Annotated in this window: 15 protein-coding genes and 4 tRNA genes; 10 read left to right on the plus strand and 9 right to left on the minus strand. The window is 62.1% G+C overall.

Annotated elements, in window-relative coordinates; all coding sequences use genetic code 11:
• Nucleotides 1-52 precede the first annotated feature (52 nt).
• The gene (locus ACX36O_RS07745; RefSeq protein WP_488359638.1) at nucleotides 53-1,111 is read left to right on the plus strand and encodes an ankyrin repeat domain-containing protein; all 1,059 of its coding nucleotides are present in this window, start codon (nucleotides 53-55) and stop codon (nucleotides 1,109-1,111) included.
• A gap of 247 nt (nucleotides 1,112-1,358) precedes the next feature.
• Here the strand turns inward: ACX36O_RS07745 and ACX36O_RS07750 are convergent.
• From ACX36O_RS07750 to ACX36O_RS07775, 6 genes are all read right to left on the minus strand, one after another.
• Nucleotides 1,359-1,435: transfer RNA gene (locus ACX36O_RS07750), tRNA-Ile, on the minus strand.
• Nucleotides 1,436-1,628: 193 nt separating this feature from the next.
• The gene (locus ACX36O_RS07755; RefSeq protein ID WP_371686664.1) at nucleotides 1,629-1,958 is read right to left on the minus strand and encodes a thiosulfate oxidation carrier complex protein SoxZ; all 330 of its coding nucleotides are present in this window, start codon (nucleotides 1,956-1,958) and stop codon (nucleotides 1,629-1,631) included.
• 13 nt (nucleotides 1,959-1,971) lie between these two features.
• Nucleotides 1,972-2,463, minus strand: coding sequence for a thiosulfate oxidation carrier protein SoxY (locus ACX36O_RS07760; protein WP_488359639.1), 492 nt, complete (start codon nucleotides 2,461-2,463; stop codon nucleotides 1,972-1,974).
• Nucleotides 2,447-3,784, minus strand: coding sequence for an FAD-dependent oxidoreductase (locus ACX36O_RS07765; RefSeq protein WP_488359640.1), 1,338 nt, complete (start codon nucleotides 3,782-3,784; stop codon nucleotides 2,447-2,449). Before ACX36O_RS07765 ends, ACX36O_RS07760 begins: the two co-directional genes overlap by 17 nt.
• Nucleotides 3,785-3,935: 151 nt before the next feature.
• Complete coding sequence (locus ACX36O_RS07770; protein WP_213360804.1) at nucleotides 3,936-5,228, minus strand: NAD(P)/FAD-dependent oxidoreductase; 1,293 nt, start codon at nucleotides 5,226-5,228, stop codon at nucleotides 3,936-3,938.
• Entirely contained in the window at nucleotides 5,225-5,515 is a 291-nt protein-coding gene (locus ACX36O_RS07775) for a c-type cytochrome (protein WP_250131009.1), read from the minus strand. The genes ACX36O_RS07770 and ACX36O_RS07775 overlap by 4 nt, the downstream gene beginning before the upstream one ends.
• A gap of 290 nt (nucleotides 5,516-5,805) precedes the next feature.
• Here ACX36O_RS07775 and ACX36O_RS07780 point away from each other — a divergent pair.
• Nucleotides 5,806-5,883 (plus strand) — tRNA-Arg (locus ACX36O_RS07780).
• 41 nt (nucleotides 5,884-5,924) lie between these two features.
• Nucleotides 5,925-6,002: transfer RNA gene (locus tag ACX36O_RS07785), tRNA-Arg, on the plus strand.
• Nucleotides 6,003-6,053: 51 nt separating this feature from the next.
• Here the strand turns inward: ACX36O_RS07785 and hrcA are convergent.
• Nucleotides 6,054-7,067 carry a heat-inducible transcriptional repressor HrcA gene (hrcA, locus tag ACX36O_RS07790; protein ID WP_213360806.1) on the minus strand — a complete coding sequence of 338 codons (1,014 nt, stop codon included), beginning with the start codon at nucleotides 7,065-7,067 and terminating at the stop codon, nucleotides 6,054-6,056.
• A gap of 30 nt (nucleotides 7,068-7,097) precedes the next feature.
• On the opposite strand from hrcA, the gene ACX36O_RS07795 reads away from it, so the two are divergent.
• The 3 genes from ACX36O_RS07795 to rapZ are packed head-to-tail and all read left to right on the plus strand — an operon-like array spanning nucleotide 7,098 to nucleotide 10,614.
• Nucleotides 7,098-8,009: an NAD kinase gene (locus ACX36O_RS07795; protein WP_213360808.1), complete on the plus strand. Its 912-nt coding sequence runs from the start codon at nucleotides 7,098-7,100 to the stop codon at nucleotides 8,007-8,009.
• Nucleotides 8,010-8,011: 2 nt separating this feature from the next.
• Nucleotides 8,012-9,688 (plus strand): DNA repair protein RecN, encoded by a 1,677-nt coding sequence (recN, locus tag ACX36O_RS07800; protein WP_488359641.1) that lies wholly within the window; start codon nucleotides 8,012-8,014, stop codon nucleotides 9,686-9,688.
• A gap of 23 nt (nucleotides 9,689-9,711) precedes the next feature.
• On the plus strand, nucleotides 9,712-10,614 hold the full coding sequence (gene rapZ, locus ACX36O_RS07805) for an RNase adapter RapZ (protein WP_371686660.1): 903 nt from the start codon (nucleotides 9,712-9,714) through the stop codon (nucleotides 10,612-10,614).
• 62 nt (nucleotides 10,615-10,676) lie between these two features.
• Here the strand turns inward: rapZ and mutY are convergent, their stop codons facing one another.
• Both mutY and mutM read right to left on the minus strand, forming a co-directional pair.
• The gene (mutY, locus tag ACX36O_RS07810; protein ID WP_371686659.1) at nucleotides 10,677-11,777 is read right to left on the minus strand and encodes an A/G-specific adenine glycosylase; all 1,101 of its coding nucleotides are present in this window, start codon (nucleotides 11,775-11,777) and stop codon (nucleotides 10,677-10,679) included.
• A 1-nt stretch (nucleotide 11,778) separates the two neighbouring features.
• A complete protein-coding gene (gene mutM, locus ACX36O_RS07815) occupies nucleotides 11,779-12,618 on the minus strand; it encodes a bifunctional DNA-formamidopyrimidine glycosylase/DNA-(apurinic or apyrimidinic site) lyase (protein WP_371686658.1) in 840 nt (279 codons plus the stop codon).
• A 157-nt stretch (nucleotides 12,619-12,775) separates the two neighbouring features.
• On the opposite strand from mutM, the gene ACX36O_RS07820 reads away from it, so the two are divergent.
• From ACX36O_RS07820 to ACX36O_RS07835, 4 genes are all read left to right on the plus strand, one after another.
• Entirely contained in the window at nucleotides 12,776-14,662 is a 1,887-nt protein-coding gene (locus tag ACX36O_RS07820) for a tetratricopeptide repeat protein (RefSeq protein WP_488359642.1), read from the plus strand.
• Nucleotides 14,663-14,699: 37 nt separating this feature from the next.
• On the plus strand, nucleotides 14,700-15,224 hold the full coding sequence (locus ACX36O_RS07825) for a lipoprotein insertase outer membrane protein LolB (protein WP_213360815.1): 525 nt from the start codon (nucleotides 14,700-14,702) through the stop codon (nucleotides 15,222-15,224).
• Nucleotides 15,225-15,235: 11 nt separating this feature from the next.
• Nucleotides 15,236-16,102, plus strand: coding sequence for a 4-(cytidine 5'-diphospho)-2-C-methyl-D-erythritol kinase (gene ispE, locus ACX36O_RS07830; RefSeq protein ID WP_371698701.1), 867 nt, complete (start codon nucleotides 15,236-15,238; stop codon nucleotides 16,100-16,102).
• Between the two features lie 43 nt (nucleotides 16,103-16,145).
• Nucleotides 16,146-16,222: transfer RNA gene (locus tag ACX36O_RS07835), tRNA-Gln, on the plus strand.
• Nucleotides 16,223-16,282 lie beyond the last annotated feature (60 nt).

The raw sequence follows: 16,282 nt of genomic DNA on the forward strand, positions 1-16,282 counted from the left end.
TTATATTTTGTTTTTTGTATATTAAATCAATAACCATAAAGGAGCTTGAGACATGAACGATATAGATGATGAACTACGATACGAGCCACTATTTTTAACAGCTTGCAAAAGTGGAGACTTAGAGGCAGTCAAAGAATTATTGAAACATGGAGTTGATCCATTGTGCGAGGATGAGGACGAATGGAATGGATTTTTCTATTCTGCAAAGCATGGTCATCTTGAGGTATTCAAAGCAGTTGGGAATGCAATCTCAAAAATAAAACTCACACACAACATGCAAAGACATACCTTTAAAGCAATGGATTATGCAATTAGAGAGGGGCATGCAAACATAGTTTACTATGTATTAGAGAAATTCAAATCAATTGATACTGACCAATGGCTTATTGATGACGCTTTGCACACAGCGGCTAGATATGGACAGCTTGAAATGGCAAAGAATTTCATTGCTATAGGTGCAAATTTGCATGACCAGGACAACCAGTCTCTAAGAGATGCAGCAAGATATGGACACTCAGAAATGGTCCAATATCTTTTAGAACAAGGGGCTGACGCAAAGGCAGGAGATTCAGAGGCTTTAGTTGATGCTGCAAGACTTGGACACGATAAGACTGTCTCAATCCTTTTAAAGCATGGTGCTGATGTGCATGCAGCCAACGATGATGCATTGTTCTATTCAGCTATGGGAGGCTATGCAAACATAGTCAATATGCTTTTAGACAATGGCGCTGACATCAATGCCCAGGAAAGAGGTGCAATTCTTTGGCCCGCAAGAAATGGTCATAACGACGTTATAGACCTATACCTTAAAAGAGGCATTGACATTTTTGACCAAAATTCTTGTCCAATATCTGAGGCAATCTACAACGAACATTTATCAGTTGCTCAAAATCTCATCGTCAATCACAAATTGCCAATCAGTGATAAATCCATTGCACAACTCACCGAACTCAAAGAAAACACAAGAGGCACTGAGGTTAAAGACATGGTTGACCAAGCACTCAATCTCATTGAAAAGCAAAAATTTTATAACAAGCTTACGCAAAGATTGTCCCAACCGAATCCACCTAGAACAACCGCTAAAGCAAAAAGCCACGCAAGGAAAATCTAAGCAAAAAAGCCCCTAAAAACGGGGCTTTTTCTTTGTCTTTTTTAAGTCTTTAGGACACCTCAGAACAGAGGATTTTTGCCACTGCGAGGGCAGCTTTTGGAGCCGTTTTGAGTTACCAGGCACCCCAAGGCTACGGCTAGGCTCTACGAGGCTACAGGCAGGCTTTAGACCCCGTTTTTGAGGCTACGGCCAAGGGTGGAGCAGGCAAGAAAAAAGCCACCCGTTAGAGTGGCTTTGAGAGGGGATTTGGTGGGCCCGGCGGGACTTGAACCCACGACCAGCCGATTATGAGTCGGACGCTCTGACCAACTGAGCTACAGGCCCCTTGAAACACGATTCTACAGCATTTGTAGCCTATGCGTAGCCTAGACTTTTTACAACGCTAGGCTACTGCCGTAAGTTGTTGATTTTTAAGGACTTTATAAAACCATCAAAGGGATTATGAGTCCCCTGCTCTAACCAACTGAGCTAACGGCCCGCAGCGCAAGGCAGCCGCATATTGTACCTGCCAGCCGCCTCAGCCAGCCACTGTCACATCACGCGCAGCGGTCTGCTTCCTGCCTGCGTCATCGGTCCACACCATGTTCAGCGTACCGGACTTGTCCGCCACGAACACAAACTCGATGTAGGGATCGATCGCCACCGAGATCTGCGGGTTCCATTCGAACAGCGGCTGGCCGCCGAGCGATGCCTCGAACCGGTTCACGATGTTGCGCAGAATGGCCTTGCCGCCATCGTCGTTGCGCAGGCCCGTTTCCATGCGATGCGTCACCTGCGCGCGCACGCGCACACGTTCGCCCTTGGCCGGGGTCGCATTGCTGATCCAGATACGTGGGGGTTTGATCATGCTTGCTCCTCTCTCACAGCCCGCAGCTGCCGGGTGCCACCTGGATGAACTGCCGCACCATCAGCACGCGGCCATCATTCATGCGTGCCAGGGCGCGGATATTCTGCGAGGCAATCAGACGCAGGCGGACCGCCGCCTCAGCCGTCCCCATGGCCGGGAAAAACCGGAAGCGACTTGCCAGCGGCACCGGATTGCTCTCGGCAATCAGTATCAGCTCCTCGCACCAGTTCCTCGCGTCGATCGGCACGGTCACGCTCACCTTGATCGGCACCGAGGACGGGTTGTCGCCCAGCACCGGAAGATCCAGCTTCAGGCCTTCGCCCTGCGGCTTGCCGCCCTTGAGAAAGTCATTCACCAGTGCATTCACTGCCGGGCTCACCGGAGCATCTGCATTCTGCGCGAGCAACACCGGCGACAGCACGCCCAGCCCCGCCCCTGCCGCAGCTCCCTTCATCAGCTGGCGACGCGCCGGCATCGCCAGCCCGCGCTCAGAACAGGAAGTCATCAAACCGCCCCTTGATCCAGGCAAAGTCTTCCTTCACCATCTCCGTGGTGCGCACATCGATGTCGATCTGCGTCTGGTGCACATGGCCGCTGGCCTTGTCCACCTCATACTCGAACTTGACCGCAATTTCTTCCTGCGGATCGCCGTTCACCATCATGTAGCACAGGTTGTCCGGCAGCCTTGCCACCACTTCCTTGCCGGCCACACGCTCCGAGATGTTGCGCGCCACGATCTTGCCGATGGCGTTGGCCACGTGCCCGCTCTTCGGGTAATAGCCGAACTGCGGCGAAATGGCACCCATCAGGTCGCCCACGAAGTAAACGCGGTCGTCGGAACGGGCCGTGTAGAAGCGTGGATCCATGTCGGCCCAGCCTGTCGGCTTGCCCTCCTCGGTCTTGCCGATCAGGCCTGCATGCCAGACCATGTCGGCAGCCTGATGCTGCGGCATCAGGATGGCCTCGTCAAAGTCATATTCGCCGGCCGCAGTGACAATGCGTTTCTTGTACGGATCCAGGCTCTTCACGCCGGCATTCGGCACATGCGTGATGATTTCCGGATACAACTCCTCGAACGCTTGGCGGTAGCCCTCCCCGATCGGTCCGATCTTGGGCTTGGGATCCAGAATCACGATCTTGCCCGGAATTTTGTTCTTCTTGATATGCCACGCAATCAGGCAGGCGCGCTCGTAGGGAGACGGCGGGCAGCGGTGCGGCGGCGGCGGCAGCGTCATCACCAGGGTGCCGCGCTTGAAGTTCTTCACCCTGCTCTTCAGCGCCAGCATGCGGGCATTGGGAATGTAGGCGCTGTTGAAGCGCTGGCTGGTATAGGCAATGGCCTCCCGGTCTTCACCCAGCCAGCCCTCGAAGTTGTCGCGGATACCGCCGGCCAGGATCAGGTAGTCATAGTCCAGCTGGCCATGCGCCGTACGCACGGTACGCTTGTCGCGATCAAATCCGCTGACCTCGGTCTGGATCAGGCGGTAGCCATACTTGTTCGCCGCGTGCGACATGTCATGATGCACGAAGTCGGTGTTGACAATGTCCACCAGCCACTTGTTGCTCATGGGGCCGGACCAGAACGTCGGGTTGCGCTCCAGCACCACGACATCGGCATTGGGAACCCACTGGCGCAGGTAGCGTGCCACGGTGAGCCCGCCCCAGCCGCCGCCACAGACGACGATGCGCGGTCCCTTGGCATGGCGGGGCAGCAAGCGGGTATCAGGGGTCAGGACGGCAGGAGCCGCCAGTGCGGACAAGGGTGTGCTCGCTGCGGCGCCCAGCGCAATAGCCGGCGGCGCAGCCATGAAGGTTCTGCGTTTCATAGTAAAGAATGAAGGTGTATGCAACAAAAGGGTGACAAGGCGACAGGGCAAGTCCCCGCCAGCAAGCTCGTCGCCCCCGATCATAGCCAGATTGAAGCCGGCTCCCGGGCCTGGCACCCTGAAAAATCAGGGACTTACCCTTGGTTCGATGTCATCCGCCCCAGATATCGCCGGTAATGGCGCTGTACCAGCCTTGGCCGTACAGCGCCTCCATGCGGCGGAAACGGGCGTCTGCATCCAGCGGACTCACACCCCCCGAATCCGGTGCCTCGACCACCCGGCTTCCTTCGGCCTTGTAGACACCGGCAACGGAGATGCCGTAATCCGGCCCGATCAGGCTGTAGCAGGTGTTGGAAAACGATGCCTGTGGCAGCGCCTGACCGCGCAGCTGCGCCGCAATCACGGCCGCCACCAGCTTGCCCTGCGTATTGGCCGCAAAGCCCGACTTCGGCATGGGAGCGGCAATGCTCGCATCGCCCACTACGAACACGTCCTGCACCTGGCTGGATTCGAAGGTGCCTCCATGCACCGGCACCCAGCCGCTTGCGTTGGTCACGCCGGCGCGTTCTGCGATCAGGCCCGCCTTCTGCGGCGGAATGACGTTGAGCACATCGGCCCGGTGCTTCTGGCCAAAGGCCGTCTCGACCTCGCGCCGGCGTGCATCCACGCGCACAACCTCGCCATCGTCCACCTGCCCCACCCATTCGATCATGTTGCCGTACAGCGCCTTCCAGCCCTGCATGAACAGTGCCTGCTTGGAGAACGCCGTCTTGGCATCGAGCAGGAGGATCTTGGACTTCGGCTTGTGCTGCCTGAAATAGTGCGCCACCATGGCCGCACGCTCATACGGGCCGGGCGGGCAGCGGAACGGATTCTCCGGAATCGTCATGATGAAGGTGCCACCATCCTTCATGGCCTGCAATTGGCGCTTGAGCAACTGCGTCTGCGCACCGGCCTTCCAGGCGTGTGGCGCATGCTCGGCGGCTGCCTGGTCATAGCCCTGCAGCTTGTTCCATTGCATGTCCACGCCGGGGGACAGCACCAGCTTGTCCCAGCGCAGGCTACTGCCGTTGGACAACTTCACCGTCCTGCCCCTGGCATCAAGCTGCTCTGCGCTCGCGTGCACCACCTCGATGCCCTGCTTGCGCAAGCCATCAAAGCCATGGCCGAGACTGTCCCACTCGCGCAATCCCGCCAGGTACAGATTGGAAAACGGGCAGGTGTAAAAGCGCTGCGCCGGCTCGACCAGAGTGATCTGCACATCCGGATGGTAGCGGCGCAGATAGCGCGCTGCCGTTGCCCCGCCAAAGCCTCCTCCGACCACCACCACGTGGGCAGATGCCTGGCGCGCCTGCACCAGCGCAGGAGCGCCCAGCAGCATGCCACCGGCCGCCATGCCGCCCAGAACCTGGCGGCGGGAGATGCTGTTGTCATGTGGTTTCATCGGGGCACCTCCGAAAAATATCCGGCGAGATCTCTCAACTCGTCCTCGCTGTAGCCTTTCATCAGGCGCGTCATCACCGTGGCACGCGGATCAATGCCGGCCTTGAAATCCTGCAAACGCTGCAACAGCCTGTCTTTCGGCTGACCGGCGATGGAGGGGATGATTCCGGGCGAACGGCCATCCGTGCCATGACAGTTGGCACAGGTGGCTGCCGCAACCGCCATGGACGACAAATGCGGCTGTTGCTGCGCCATCACCACAGCAGCCGGCGCCAGGCCCAGCAGCAAGGTCGCGATATGAACACTTGCGCTTCCGTAGCGCGCAAGCTTGAAAGGCGTTATTCCACGCCGGGGGGGAGATGAATGCAGATCCAACTGGACACCTCATGACTGATAACTGCGATGGCCGCCGGATCAAAGACGGCAGCCTGTCTGATGATTGCAAGCCGTATGCCCGCGTCGGGATCATAACTGTCTTGCCATGAGGAACCACGCCCTTCCAACTGTTCGTTCTATGCGTGGTTTTTTTAAAAAATCCTGGCTCCACCGCAAAAACTACGCTATACTTCGATGCTTCAGCGGCTGTAGCTCAGTTGGATTAGAGTACTTGGCTACGAACCAAGGGGTCGTGGGTTCGAATCCTGCCAGCCGCGCCAACATTGCAGAACGCCTATCCAGGCGTTTTGTTTTCCTTTCAGCGACTGTAGCTCAGTTGGATTAGAGTACTTGGCTACGAACCAAGGGGTCGTGGGTTCGAATCCTGCCAGTCGCGCCAGAAAGTTCAGAAACGCCTTGCAGCAATGCAAGGCGTTTTTGTTTTTTCCGCTCAGCGCTGGCTCAGCGCATTGCTCACCAGCCGTGAAGCGATGTCCACAATCTCCACCATGCGCTGATACGGCATGCGCACCGGCCCGATCACTCCCAGCGTGCCCACCACCGTGCCATCCACGCTGTAAGGCGCACTCACCACCGAGAGCTCCTCCACCGGCACCACCTGGCTCTCGCCGCCGATGTAGATATGCACGCCCGCCGCCTGGCTCGATTCGTCCAGCAGACGCATCAGTGTGGTCTTCTGCTCGAACAGGTCAAACGCGCGGCGCAACTGCGACATGTCGCTGGAAAAATCGCTCACAGACAGCAGGTTGCGCTCCCCTGCAATCACCACATCCTGCTCATGCTCCTGCATGGCCTCGGTGCTGGCCGCGATGGCGGCCTGCATCAGCGCGGCAATTTCACCACGCAGGGTTTCCACCTCGTCCTTCAGGCGCACGCTCACCTGCTCCAGTGCAAGCCCGCTGTAATGTGCGTTCAGATAATTGGCGGCTTCCACCAGCTGGCTCTGGTCGAAATCGGTTTCGGTAAACAGGACGCGATTCTGCACATCCCCTTCCGGCGAGACGATGATCACCAGCACCCGTTTTTCCGACAGGCGCAGGAATTCGATATGCCGAAAGACGGACCCGCGCCGCGGGCTCATCACCACGCCCACGAACTGCGACAGGCTCGACAGCATGTTGGCAGCATTGGCGATGACCTTCTGCGGCTGCTCGGGCGGCAGGGCGAGCGTGGGCATGGAAACGGACAGATGCGCCGGATCGGCCGTGAGCATGGTGTCCACAAACAGCCGGTAGCCGCGCGCCGTCGGGATGCGCCCTGCGGAGGTATGGGGGCTGGCGATCAGGCCCAGGTTTTCAAGGTCCGCCATCACGTTGCGGATGGTGGCCGGCGACAGTTCCAGCCCCGCGGTTTGCGAGAGCGTACGGGAACCCACGGGCTGGCCGTCCGCGATGTAGCGGTCGACCAGGGTCTTGAGCAGCAACTTGGCACGATCGTCGAGCATGGCGTCACATTTTAATGATCTAATGTAAGTATGAAGCCCCAATTTCACCACGTCGGACTGATTGGAAAATTCCTGCAAAGCAATAACCTGCAGCAGGCTTCTCATTCCGAAGGCACTCCCCCCGAAATCATGCTGGCCGTGGCCGAATGTCTGGAACGCAACGGCTGCCAGGTGGCCATGGAATTCCGCGCGGCCGAGATGACCGGCCTCAATGCCCGCTACCCCTCGCTGGAGATGGTCGAGATCGGCGAACAGTGCGATCTGGCCGTGGTGGTGGGCGGCGACGGTACCATGCTCGGCGCTGCGCGCACGCTGGCTCCTGCCAAGGTGCCGCTCATTGGCATCAACCAAGGACGCCTAGGCTTTATTACTGACATTCCCCTGGGCCGCATCTGTGAAACCCTGCCCCCCATGCTGCGCGGCGAATACATCGAAGACCACCGCAGCATGATGCTGGGCCAGGTCAAGCGTGGCGAAAGCACCGTGTTCGAGGCGATTGCCTTCAATGACGTGGTGATCAACCGCGGCAGCACGGCGGGCATGGTGGAACTGCGCATCGAGGTCGACGGGCATTTCGTGTCCAACCAGCGCGCCGACGGTCTGATCGTGTCCACCTCCACCGGCTCCACGGCCTATTCGCTGTCGGCCGGTGGTCCGCTGCTGCACCCGTCGGTGGCCGGATGGGTGCTGGTGCCGATTGCCCCGCACACCCTCTCCAACCGCCCCATTGTGCTCAGTGATTCGAGCGAAATCAGCATCGAGGTGGTCTCCGGCCGCAAGGCCAGCGCCAACTTCGACACGCAATCGCTTTCCTCGCTGCAATCCGGCGATCGCGTGGTGGTGCGCCGCTCGGATCACGAAGCTCTGTTCCTGCACCCGCGTGGCTGGAACTATTTCGACACCCTGCGCGAAAAGCTGCACTGGAACAGCGGGAGCAACTGACCATGGCGCTACGGCGTATTGCCCTGCAGGATTTCGTGATCGTGCAGGCTCTGGATCTGGACGTTCACAACGGCTTTACCGCGCTCACAGGCGAGACCGGCGCGGGCAAATCCATTCTGGTGGACGCCCTGCAACTGGTGATGGGCGCCCGTGCCGATGCCGGCTTCGTGCGCGAAGGCTGCAATCGCACCGACATCACTGCACATTTCGACATCACCCCTGCGCTGGCACCTCTGCTGGACGAATACGGCATCGAGGCGGATGCCGAAGAAGGCCTGCTGCTGCGCCGCGTGGTTGACAGCCAGGGCAAGAGCCGCGGCTGGATCAACGGCACGCCGGCCACCGCCACGCAATTGCGTGCACTGGGCAGCCTGCTGGTGGATATCCACGGCCAGCACGCCTGGCAAAGCCTGATGCAACCGGCCAGCACGCGCGCCCTGCTCGACGGCTACGGCCGCATTGACACCACGGCCATCCGCACGCTCTGGCAGCAATGGCAAACTGCCCGCGAGCAGCTGGAGCAGGCCACCCAGGGCCAGGAACAGCGCCAGCAGGAACGCGAGCGCCTGCAGTGGCAGGTCGCCGAAGTCGACAAGCTCGGCCCCCAGGCCGATGAATGGCCCGAACTCAACAGCGAACACCAGCGCCTGGCCCATGCCCAGCAGTTGCTGGATGCCGCAGGCACCGCCCTGCAGGCACTGGAAGGTGAACAGCACGGTCTGCTCGACACCCTGCACACCGCCGTGCACGCACTGCAGGAGCAGGAGCATATCGAGCCGGCCTTTGCCGAATGGACTGCCCTGCTCGCCAGCAGCCAGACCCAGCTGGAAGAGGCCCAGCGTGGCCTGCACGCCTATCTGCACCGCACCGAACTCGACCCGGACCGCCTGGCCCAGCTGGACCAGCGCCTGTCCGGCTGGATCTCGCTGGCACGGCGTTTCCGCGTGCAACCCGAAGAACTGGCCGCCACCTGGACCGGCTGGCAGCAGCAGCTGCAGGCGCTGGATGCCGCCGAGGATCTGGAGCCCCTGCAGCAAGCCGAACAGGGGGCCAGCGCCGCCTATCGGAAGGAAGCCACACGCCTGACCGGCCTGCGCAAGCAGGCGGCAGACCAGTTGGGCGAAAGCATCACCAGTGCCATGCAGCAGCTCGGCATGCAGGGCGGCCGCTTCGTGGTAGACGTTGCCCCCGCCGCGCAAGCCGGCAGCAGTGGCGCCGATGCCATCGACTTCCTGGTGGCCGGCCATGCGGGCAGCACGCCGCGGCCCATCGCCAAGGTGGCCTCCGGCGGCGAACTGTCCCGCATCGCACTGGCCATTGCCGTCACCACCAGCCAGCTGGGCACAGCGCCCACGCTGATCTTCGACGAGGTGGATGCGGGCGTGGGCGGCAAGGTCGCGCACACCGTCGGCCAGCTGATGCAGCAACTGGGGCAGGACCGGCAGGTGCTGGCCGTCACCCACCTGCCACAGGTGGCCGCCTGCGCCAACCACCATCTGCGCGTGTTCAAGACCGCGGGCGGCACGCAGCCCGCCACCGTCAGCAGCGCCGAAATGCTGGCCGAAAACGAACGCCTGCACGAAATCGCCCGCATGCTGGGCGGTGACGCCGAATCGTCCACCACCCTGGCCCACGCCGGCGAAATGCTGCACAAGGCCCGATCCCGCACGCCCGCGTAATGCATCCGATCACTGGAAGCGACATGACCGAGACCTCCGCCCTGATCGCCCCCGAGCCGCAGACCGATATCCATCTGGTCATCATCAGCGGCATGTCCGGCTCCGGCAAGTCGATTGCGCTGCACGCACTGGAAGATGCCGGTTTCTACTGCGTCGACAACCTGCCTCCGGAGTTGCTGCTGCCATTCATCGAGGTCGAGAAAACCAAGGACGGCAACAAGATCGCTATCGCCATGGACGCGCGCAGCGCCACCTCGCTGCCACTGATTCCGGTACAGATCAACGCCTTGCGCCACAGCGGCATCCACGTGACGCCGCTGTTCCTGGACGCGAGCGACGAAACCCTGGTGCGCCGCTTCTCCGAAACACGCCGCAAGCATCCGCTCACCAAGGTCAGCACGCACGATCAGGTGCACGACCTGCGCGACGCCATCGCCCAGGAACGCCTGCTGCTCGCCGCCTACCGCGAACAGGCCGAGGTGATCGACACCACCATGACGCGCGCCTCGCAGCTGCGCAGCCAGATCAAGAGTCTGCTGGCCGTGCAGCACAGCCAGCTCACGCTGGTGTTCGAATCCTTCGCCTTCAAGCGCGGTGTGCCAACCGATGCCGACTATGTGTTTGACGTGCGCATGCTGCCCAACCCGCATTACGAGCCCGGCATGCGCGACCTGACCGGCCGGGATGCGCCCGTGATCGACTTCCTGCAGCAGCAGCCCGCGGTCACGCTGATGCGCAAGCACATCCGCGAATTCCTGCAGCACTGGCTGCCCGAGCTGTCCAACGACCATCGCAGCTATGTGACGGTCGCGGTGGGCTGTACCGGCGGCCAGCACCGCTCGGTCTATCTGGTGGAGCAGCTCTACAACGACTTCAAGGACGAGTGGGTGTGCATCAAGCGGCACCGGGAGATGGAGGCGGTCTGACGCGAAGCTGCCTGCCGAAAGACAGGCACCCTGCGTTCAGGCCCCTCGACCAGGCTATACGCTCAATCCCATAGCTCGCGGGTGCCGGGCGCTGTTGCCTCCTGCTGTGCCTTCAGCCATTTGCGCAATGGTGCCGGCAGGCCCACCGTCTCCCAATCGGCAATCCAGCGGCCCTCCAGTCCAGCAAAGGGAACGGCTGGCGCAGGCTCTGCCACCACGTTGCCCTGCAATTCCAGCACGACGGGGTGCAGATAGAGATCCTTGTGCGTCAGCACATGCTTGAATGCCGGCAGATGCTGCAGCCTTGCCGCGCTCCCTGCCACCGCCTGTTGCAATGCCGACTCGTCCGCGAACAGCGGCACGCAATGCAGGCCGGCCCAGATGCCCTGAAGCGGCCTGCGCTGCAGCCAGATGCCCTGCGGTGAGTGCAGCACCAGCATCCACCAGTTCTCGGCAGAGCGCTTGAGCTTGCTGCTGCGCACCGGATAAACCAGCTGCGTGCCCTGCCCCGCCGCCACGCAGATGTCCTGCATCGGACAGGCGGCGCAGGCCGGCTGGCGCGGCGTGCAGATGGTAGCGCCCAGATCCATCAGGCCCTGGGTGTAGGCAGACATCGCATCCGGCCCCGCATCACCCGGAATCAGCGCGTTGGCCCGCTGCCACAAGGCGCGCACCGCCCTTACGCCGGACAAATCCTCGCCAAACCCAAGCACGCGGCTGAGCACGCGCTGCACATTGGCATCCAGGATGGAACTGCGCTCGCCAAAACAGAACGCTGCAATCGCAGCCGCCGTGGAAGGCCCGATGCCCGGCAGCGTCGCCAGCTCCGCACTGCTGCGCGGAAACTCGCCCCCATGCGTGCCGCACACCTCCTGCGCACAGCGCAACAGGTTGCGCGCCCGGCTGTAGTAGCCCAGCCCGCTCCACAAGGCCAGCACCTCGTCCTGATGTGCCTGCGCCAGCGCCTGCACATCCGGAAAGGCCTGCAGGAAACGCTCGTAATAGCCCAGTACCGTCACCACCTGGGTCTGCTGCAGCATCACTTCCGACAGCCAGACCCGATAGGGGTCGCGCGTCTGCTGCCAGGGCAAGCCGTGGCGGCCGTGGCGGCGCTGCCATTGCACCAGCCGCTCGAAGAACACACCCCCCAAGGATTCCGCCATCTCACGCCCCCTTGAAGCGCGAGGCCGGCATCTTCTGGCAGCGCGGACAGACGTAGGTGGAACGCTGTCCCTGGCGCAGCATGCGGATCGGCGTGCCGCATTCGCGGCAGGGCTGGCCGGCCCGGTCGTACACCATGGCCTGCAGCTGGAAATAGCCGTTGCGCCCTTCCGCGCTGGAAAAGTCGCGCAAGGTACTGCCGCCCTCGTCGATCGCCCACTGGATGATGTAGCGGATCGCTGCCCAGAGTCGCTCCACCTGCGGCCGCGTCAGCGCACGCGCGGGCGTGGTCGGATCGATACGCGCCCTAAACAGCGCTTCGGACGCATAGATATTGCCCACGCCAACCACCACATCCCCCGCCAGCAGCACCTGCTTGATCGGCGCGCTGCGCACCTTGAGCCGGGCGGCAAAGTACGGCAGGTCGAAGGCATCGTCCAGGGGCTCGGCCCCCAGGTGTGCCAGCAGCTTCTGCGCGCGCGGATCGCTCTCGGCCTGCATGTACATCACGGCACCGAAACGACGCGGATCATTCAGCCGCAGCAGGCCCAGGCTGGTATCCATCTCGAAATGGTCATGCACGCCTGGCGGCGGCAACAGCGTATCGAAGCGCAGACTGCCCGACATGCCCAGATGCACCATCAGCAATCCGCCACTCAGATCCAGCAGCAGGTACTTGCCGCGGCGGCGCACATCCTGCACCTCCTGGCCGAGCAGCACTTCCGGCTCGGCACCCAGCGGCCAGCGCAAGGGCTTGCCCATGTGCACGCCGGCAACGCGCGCCCCTCGGATGCGGTCGACGAAACTGCGTCGCGTGACTTCGACTTCGGGCAATTCAGGCAAGAAAACTCCTCGGCACGGCGGCCCCACGGTTGCAACTGCATACGGACGCATCCCCCACTGCGCAGGCCTTGCGTCCAAGTTCCTTTATTATCCATGGGACGGTCGTCCGCCTTGCCCTGCAGGGGCAAGCGGCAGAGCTTACTTTCAGGACAACACCTTGCGCCTCTCGCCCATTGCCCTCAGCCTGGCCCTTGGCCTGGCAACGCTTTCCAGCCAGCCGGTGGTCGCAGCCCCGGCACGGCCTGCCGCCCTGTCGCCCGAGCGCACCAACACGCAGGTCGACGCCGACCGCCGGATTCGGCAGGATGCGGCACTCGACACCATCATCCTCAATTCCACCGCGCTCTACGATGCACTGGTTGGCGAGCTGTATTACCAGAGCCGCGAGCCTGGCAAGTCCTACGCCTACCTGATGGAGGCAGCGCGCCGCAGCGGCGATACCCGGCTCTATGCACGCGCTGCCGAGGTCGCCATCCAGGCACGCTCGCCGGATGCCGCGCTGCGTGCCGTGCAGGCCTGGCAAAAGCTCAAGCCCTCCGATTCCGAAGCCAGCAACTACCAGTTGCAGATCCTGCTGCTGCTCGGCCGTATCGAGGAAAGCGCCGGTCCGCTGGCCCAGGCCCTGAACAATGCCCCACCCGAGCGGCGCCTCAAGCTGATCCACGCCACCCCGGTGCTGTACGGCGAAATCCACAACCAGGAACTGGTATTGCGCACCGTGGAGCCGGTGCTGCAGACCTGGGCCGAACAGCCTGCCACGGCCTTTGTCACCAACATCAGCCTGGCGCGCATGCAACTGACCGCGCGCCGGTATGCACAGGCCATGGATTCGCTGGAGAAGGCGCGCGCCGCCCAGGTTCCTGCCGAGCGGCTGGGCACCGTGCTCCCCAACCACGAGTTGCCTGCCCTGGTGGCGCTCGATGTGATGCGCCTCTCGCGCACCACCACCCCCTACGCCGCCAGCCACGCGGAAGAATTCGTACGCCAGGCCGTGCGTCAGGCCGATGTGTCGCAGGAACTGCGCATCAGCTACGCCAAGGTGCTGATCGAGTCTCGCCGCTACGATGACAGCCTCACCCAGCTGAAGGAGCTGCTGCGCAAGCATCCCGGCTACGCCATGGGCTGGCTGCTGCAAGGCGGCGTCCAGCTGCAGACCAGGCAATACAAGGCAGCCGAAAGCTCGCTGCAGCGCTACCTCACCCTGCGCAGGGTGGATGACAGCATTCAGCCGCACGGCGAAACCCCCTCGCTGCTGGGCATGGCCTCTGCCGGCAGCGACGTGCAGGCCTATCTGATGCTGGCCGAAATCGCCGACCAGCGCAACGACGCAGCTGCCGCAGCCAACTGGCTCAAGCGCATCCAGTCTCCCGCTGCACGCAACGCCGCCATCCTGCAGCGCGCCGAAGCACTCAACAACCAGGGCAAGCCAGAGCAGGCCCTGCAACTGGTCAACGCCCTGCCGGGCGACAGCGTGAAGGAACGCTCGCTCAAGGCGCTGGTGCAAGTGCAGATCCTCGAGACTGCCGACAAGCTGGCTCCCGCGGAAAAGGTTCTGGGCACCGCCCTGGCCGAAGATGCCGACAACGCAGAACTGCTCTATGCCCGCGGCATGATCCGCGAGCGCCTGGGCAACCGGGCCGGCGCCGAAGCCGACCTGCGCAAGGTCATCACCCTGAGCCCGGATACCCCGGCCGCCTACAACGCCCTCGGCTATTCTCTGGTCGAACGTGGCGAGCGGCTGGAAGAAGCACGCACGCTGATTGCACGCGCACTGGAACTGATGCCCAACAGCGGTGCCGTCCAGGACAGCATGGGCTGGGCCGAATACAAGCTCGGCCGCCTGAAGGAAGCCCGCCGCTGGCTGGAAAAGGCCTTCGACAACGAGCCCAATGCCGAAATCGCCGCCCACCTGGGCGAAGTGCTCTGGAAGCTGGGCGACCAGACCAAGGCGCGCGCCATCTGGCAGGAAGGCCTAAAGCTCGACGCCAAGGACGAGGTGCTGCTGCGCACCATGCAGGAGTTCGGCGTGAAGCCGGCACCATGAAACCGCCCTGCCCCCTGTTTAATCACTGATTTTTCCCATGAACGATTTCCCAGGCCTCAACCGCCGCCAGGCTGCCAGCCTGCTGACTGTTTCGCTGATCGGCGCCACGCTGGCCGGCTGCGCCACGCCGCCCCGCCCTGCCACGCCCGATGTTGCTGCCTCCACCTGGAGCGGCCGCCTGTCGCTCACGGTGGACCAGGAGCCGCCGCAGTCCTTCTTCGCCAGCTTCCTGCTCAAGGGCACACCGCGCCAAGGCACGCTGGACCTCTACAGCCCGCTGGGCAGCACCGTCGCCCAGGTGCGCTGGTCACCCACCGAGGCCATCGCCCAACAGGGCAAGATGGCACGCGAATATCCCTCGCTCGATGACCTGATCATCGACTTGACCGGTGCCAACGTGCCGGTGCCCGCCCTGTTCGACTGGCTCGCCGGCCGCAACACCAGCGTGCCCGGCTGGCAACCCGACCTGAGCCGCCAGCCCGAAGGCCGCATCAGCGCGCGCCGCCTGCAACCGCTGCCCACGGCGCGCCTGCAGGTCGTGCTGGACCAGAACCCGGCCTGACAGGGCGTTCCATGGCCGAAACCGCCTTTCACAAGCTCCCCGCTCCTGCCAAGCTCAACCTGTTCCTGCACGTGGTGGGCCGGCAGGACAACGGCTACCACTTGCTGCAGTCGGTCTTCATGCTGATCGACTGGCAGGACTCGCTCGACTTCACGCTGCAAGCCGGCGGCACCATCACCCGCACCGAAGAAAGCGAACTACCGCTGCCGGCCGAAGACCTCTGCGTGCGCGCCGCGCGCAAGCTGCAGCAGGCCACGGGCTGCACGCTGGGCGCCCATATCCACCTGCGCAAGCAGATTCCCGCCGAAGCGGGCATGGGCGGCGGCTCATCCGACGCCGCCACCTGCCTGATGGCGCTGAATCGCCTCTGGAACCTCCAGCTCTCGCCCGAACAGCTGGCCGCCATCGGCGTGGAGCTGGGCGCAGATGTGCCCTTCTTCCTGTTCGGGCGCAACGCCTGGGCCGAGGGCATCGGCGAGAAGCTGCAGCCGGTGGAACTGCCTGTTTCCCGGTGGATCGTGGCCAAGCCTGACCAGGGCGTGCCGACCGGACCCATTTTTTCTTCACCCGACCTGAAACGCGACACAAAACCTGCTACACTCTCGGCTTTCGTTGCAGACGCTGACCCGTTTCATTACGGACACAACGACCTGCAACCGGTCGCCGAAAGGCTTTGCCCGCCGATCACCCAGGCCATCGCCTGGCTCGATCAGCAAGGACTGCAGGCACGCATGACCGGTTCAGGCAGTGCAGTGTTTGCACAATTGCCCGCAGGGTTTGATGCCGACAAATTGCAACAGTCGGCCCCAGAAAAAAACTGGAAAATCAGAGTCTGCAGCAATTTGAGCCTCCATCCTCTGCTACAATGGAGAGCTTAACGAAACGCACAAACGCTGGTTGCTTGCAGCAGCTGGCGTGTGTAGGGGAGTAGCCAAGTCGGTTAAGGCACCGGATTTTGATTCCGGCATGCGAGGGTTCGAATCCTTCCTCCCCTGCCACACACCTTGTTCTCATCACCCAAAGTAAATCGGCCATCATCGTGTTTCCACTGTTGATGG

Source organism: Brachymonas sp. KE5 (genome assembly GCF_057773645.1).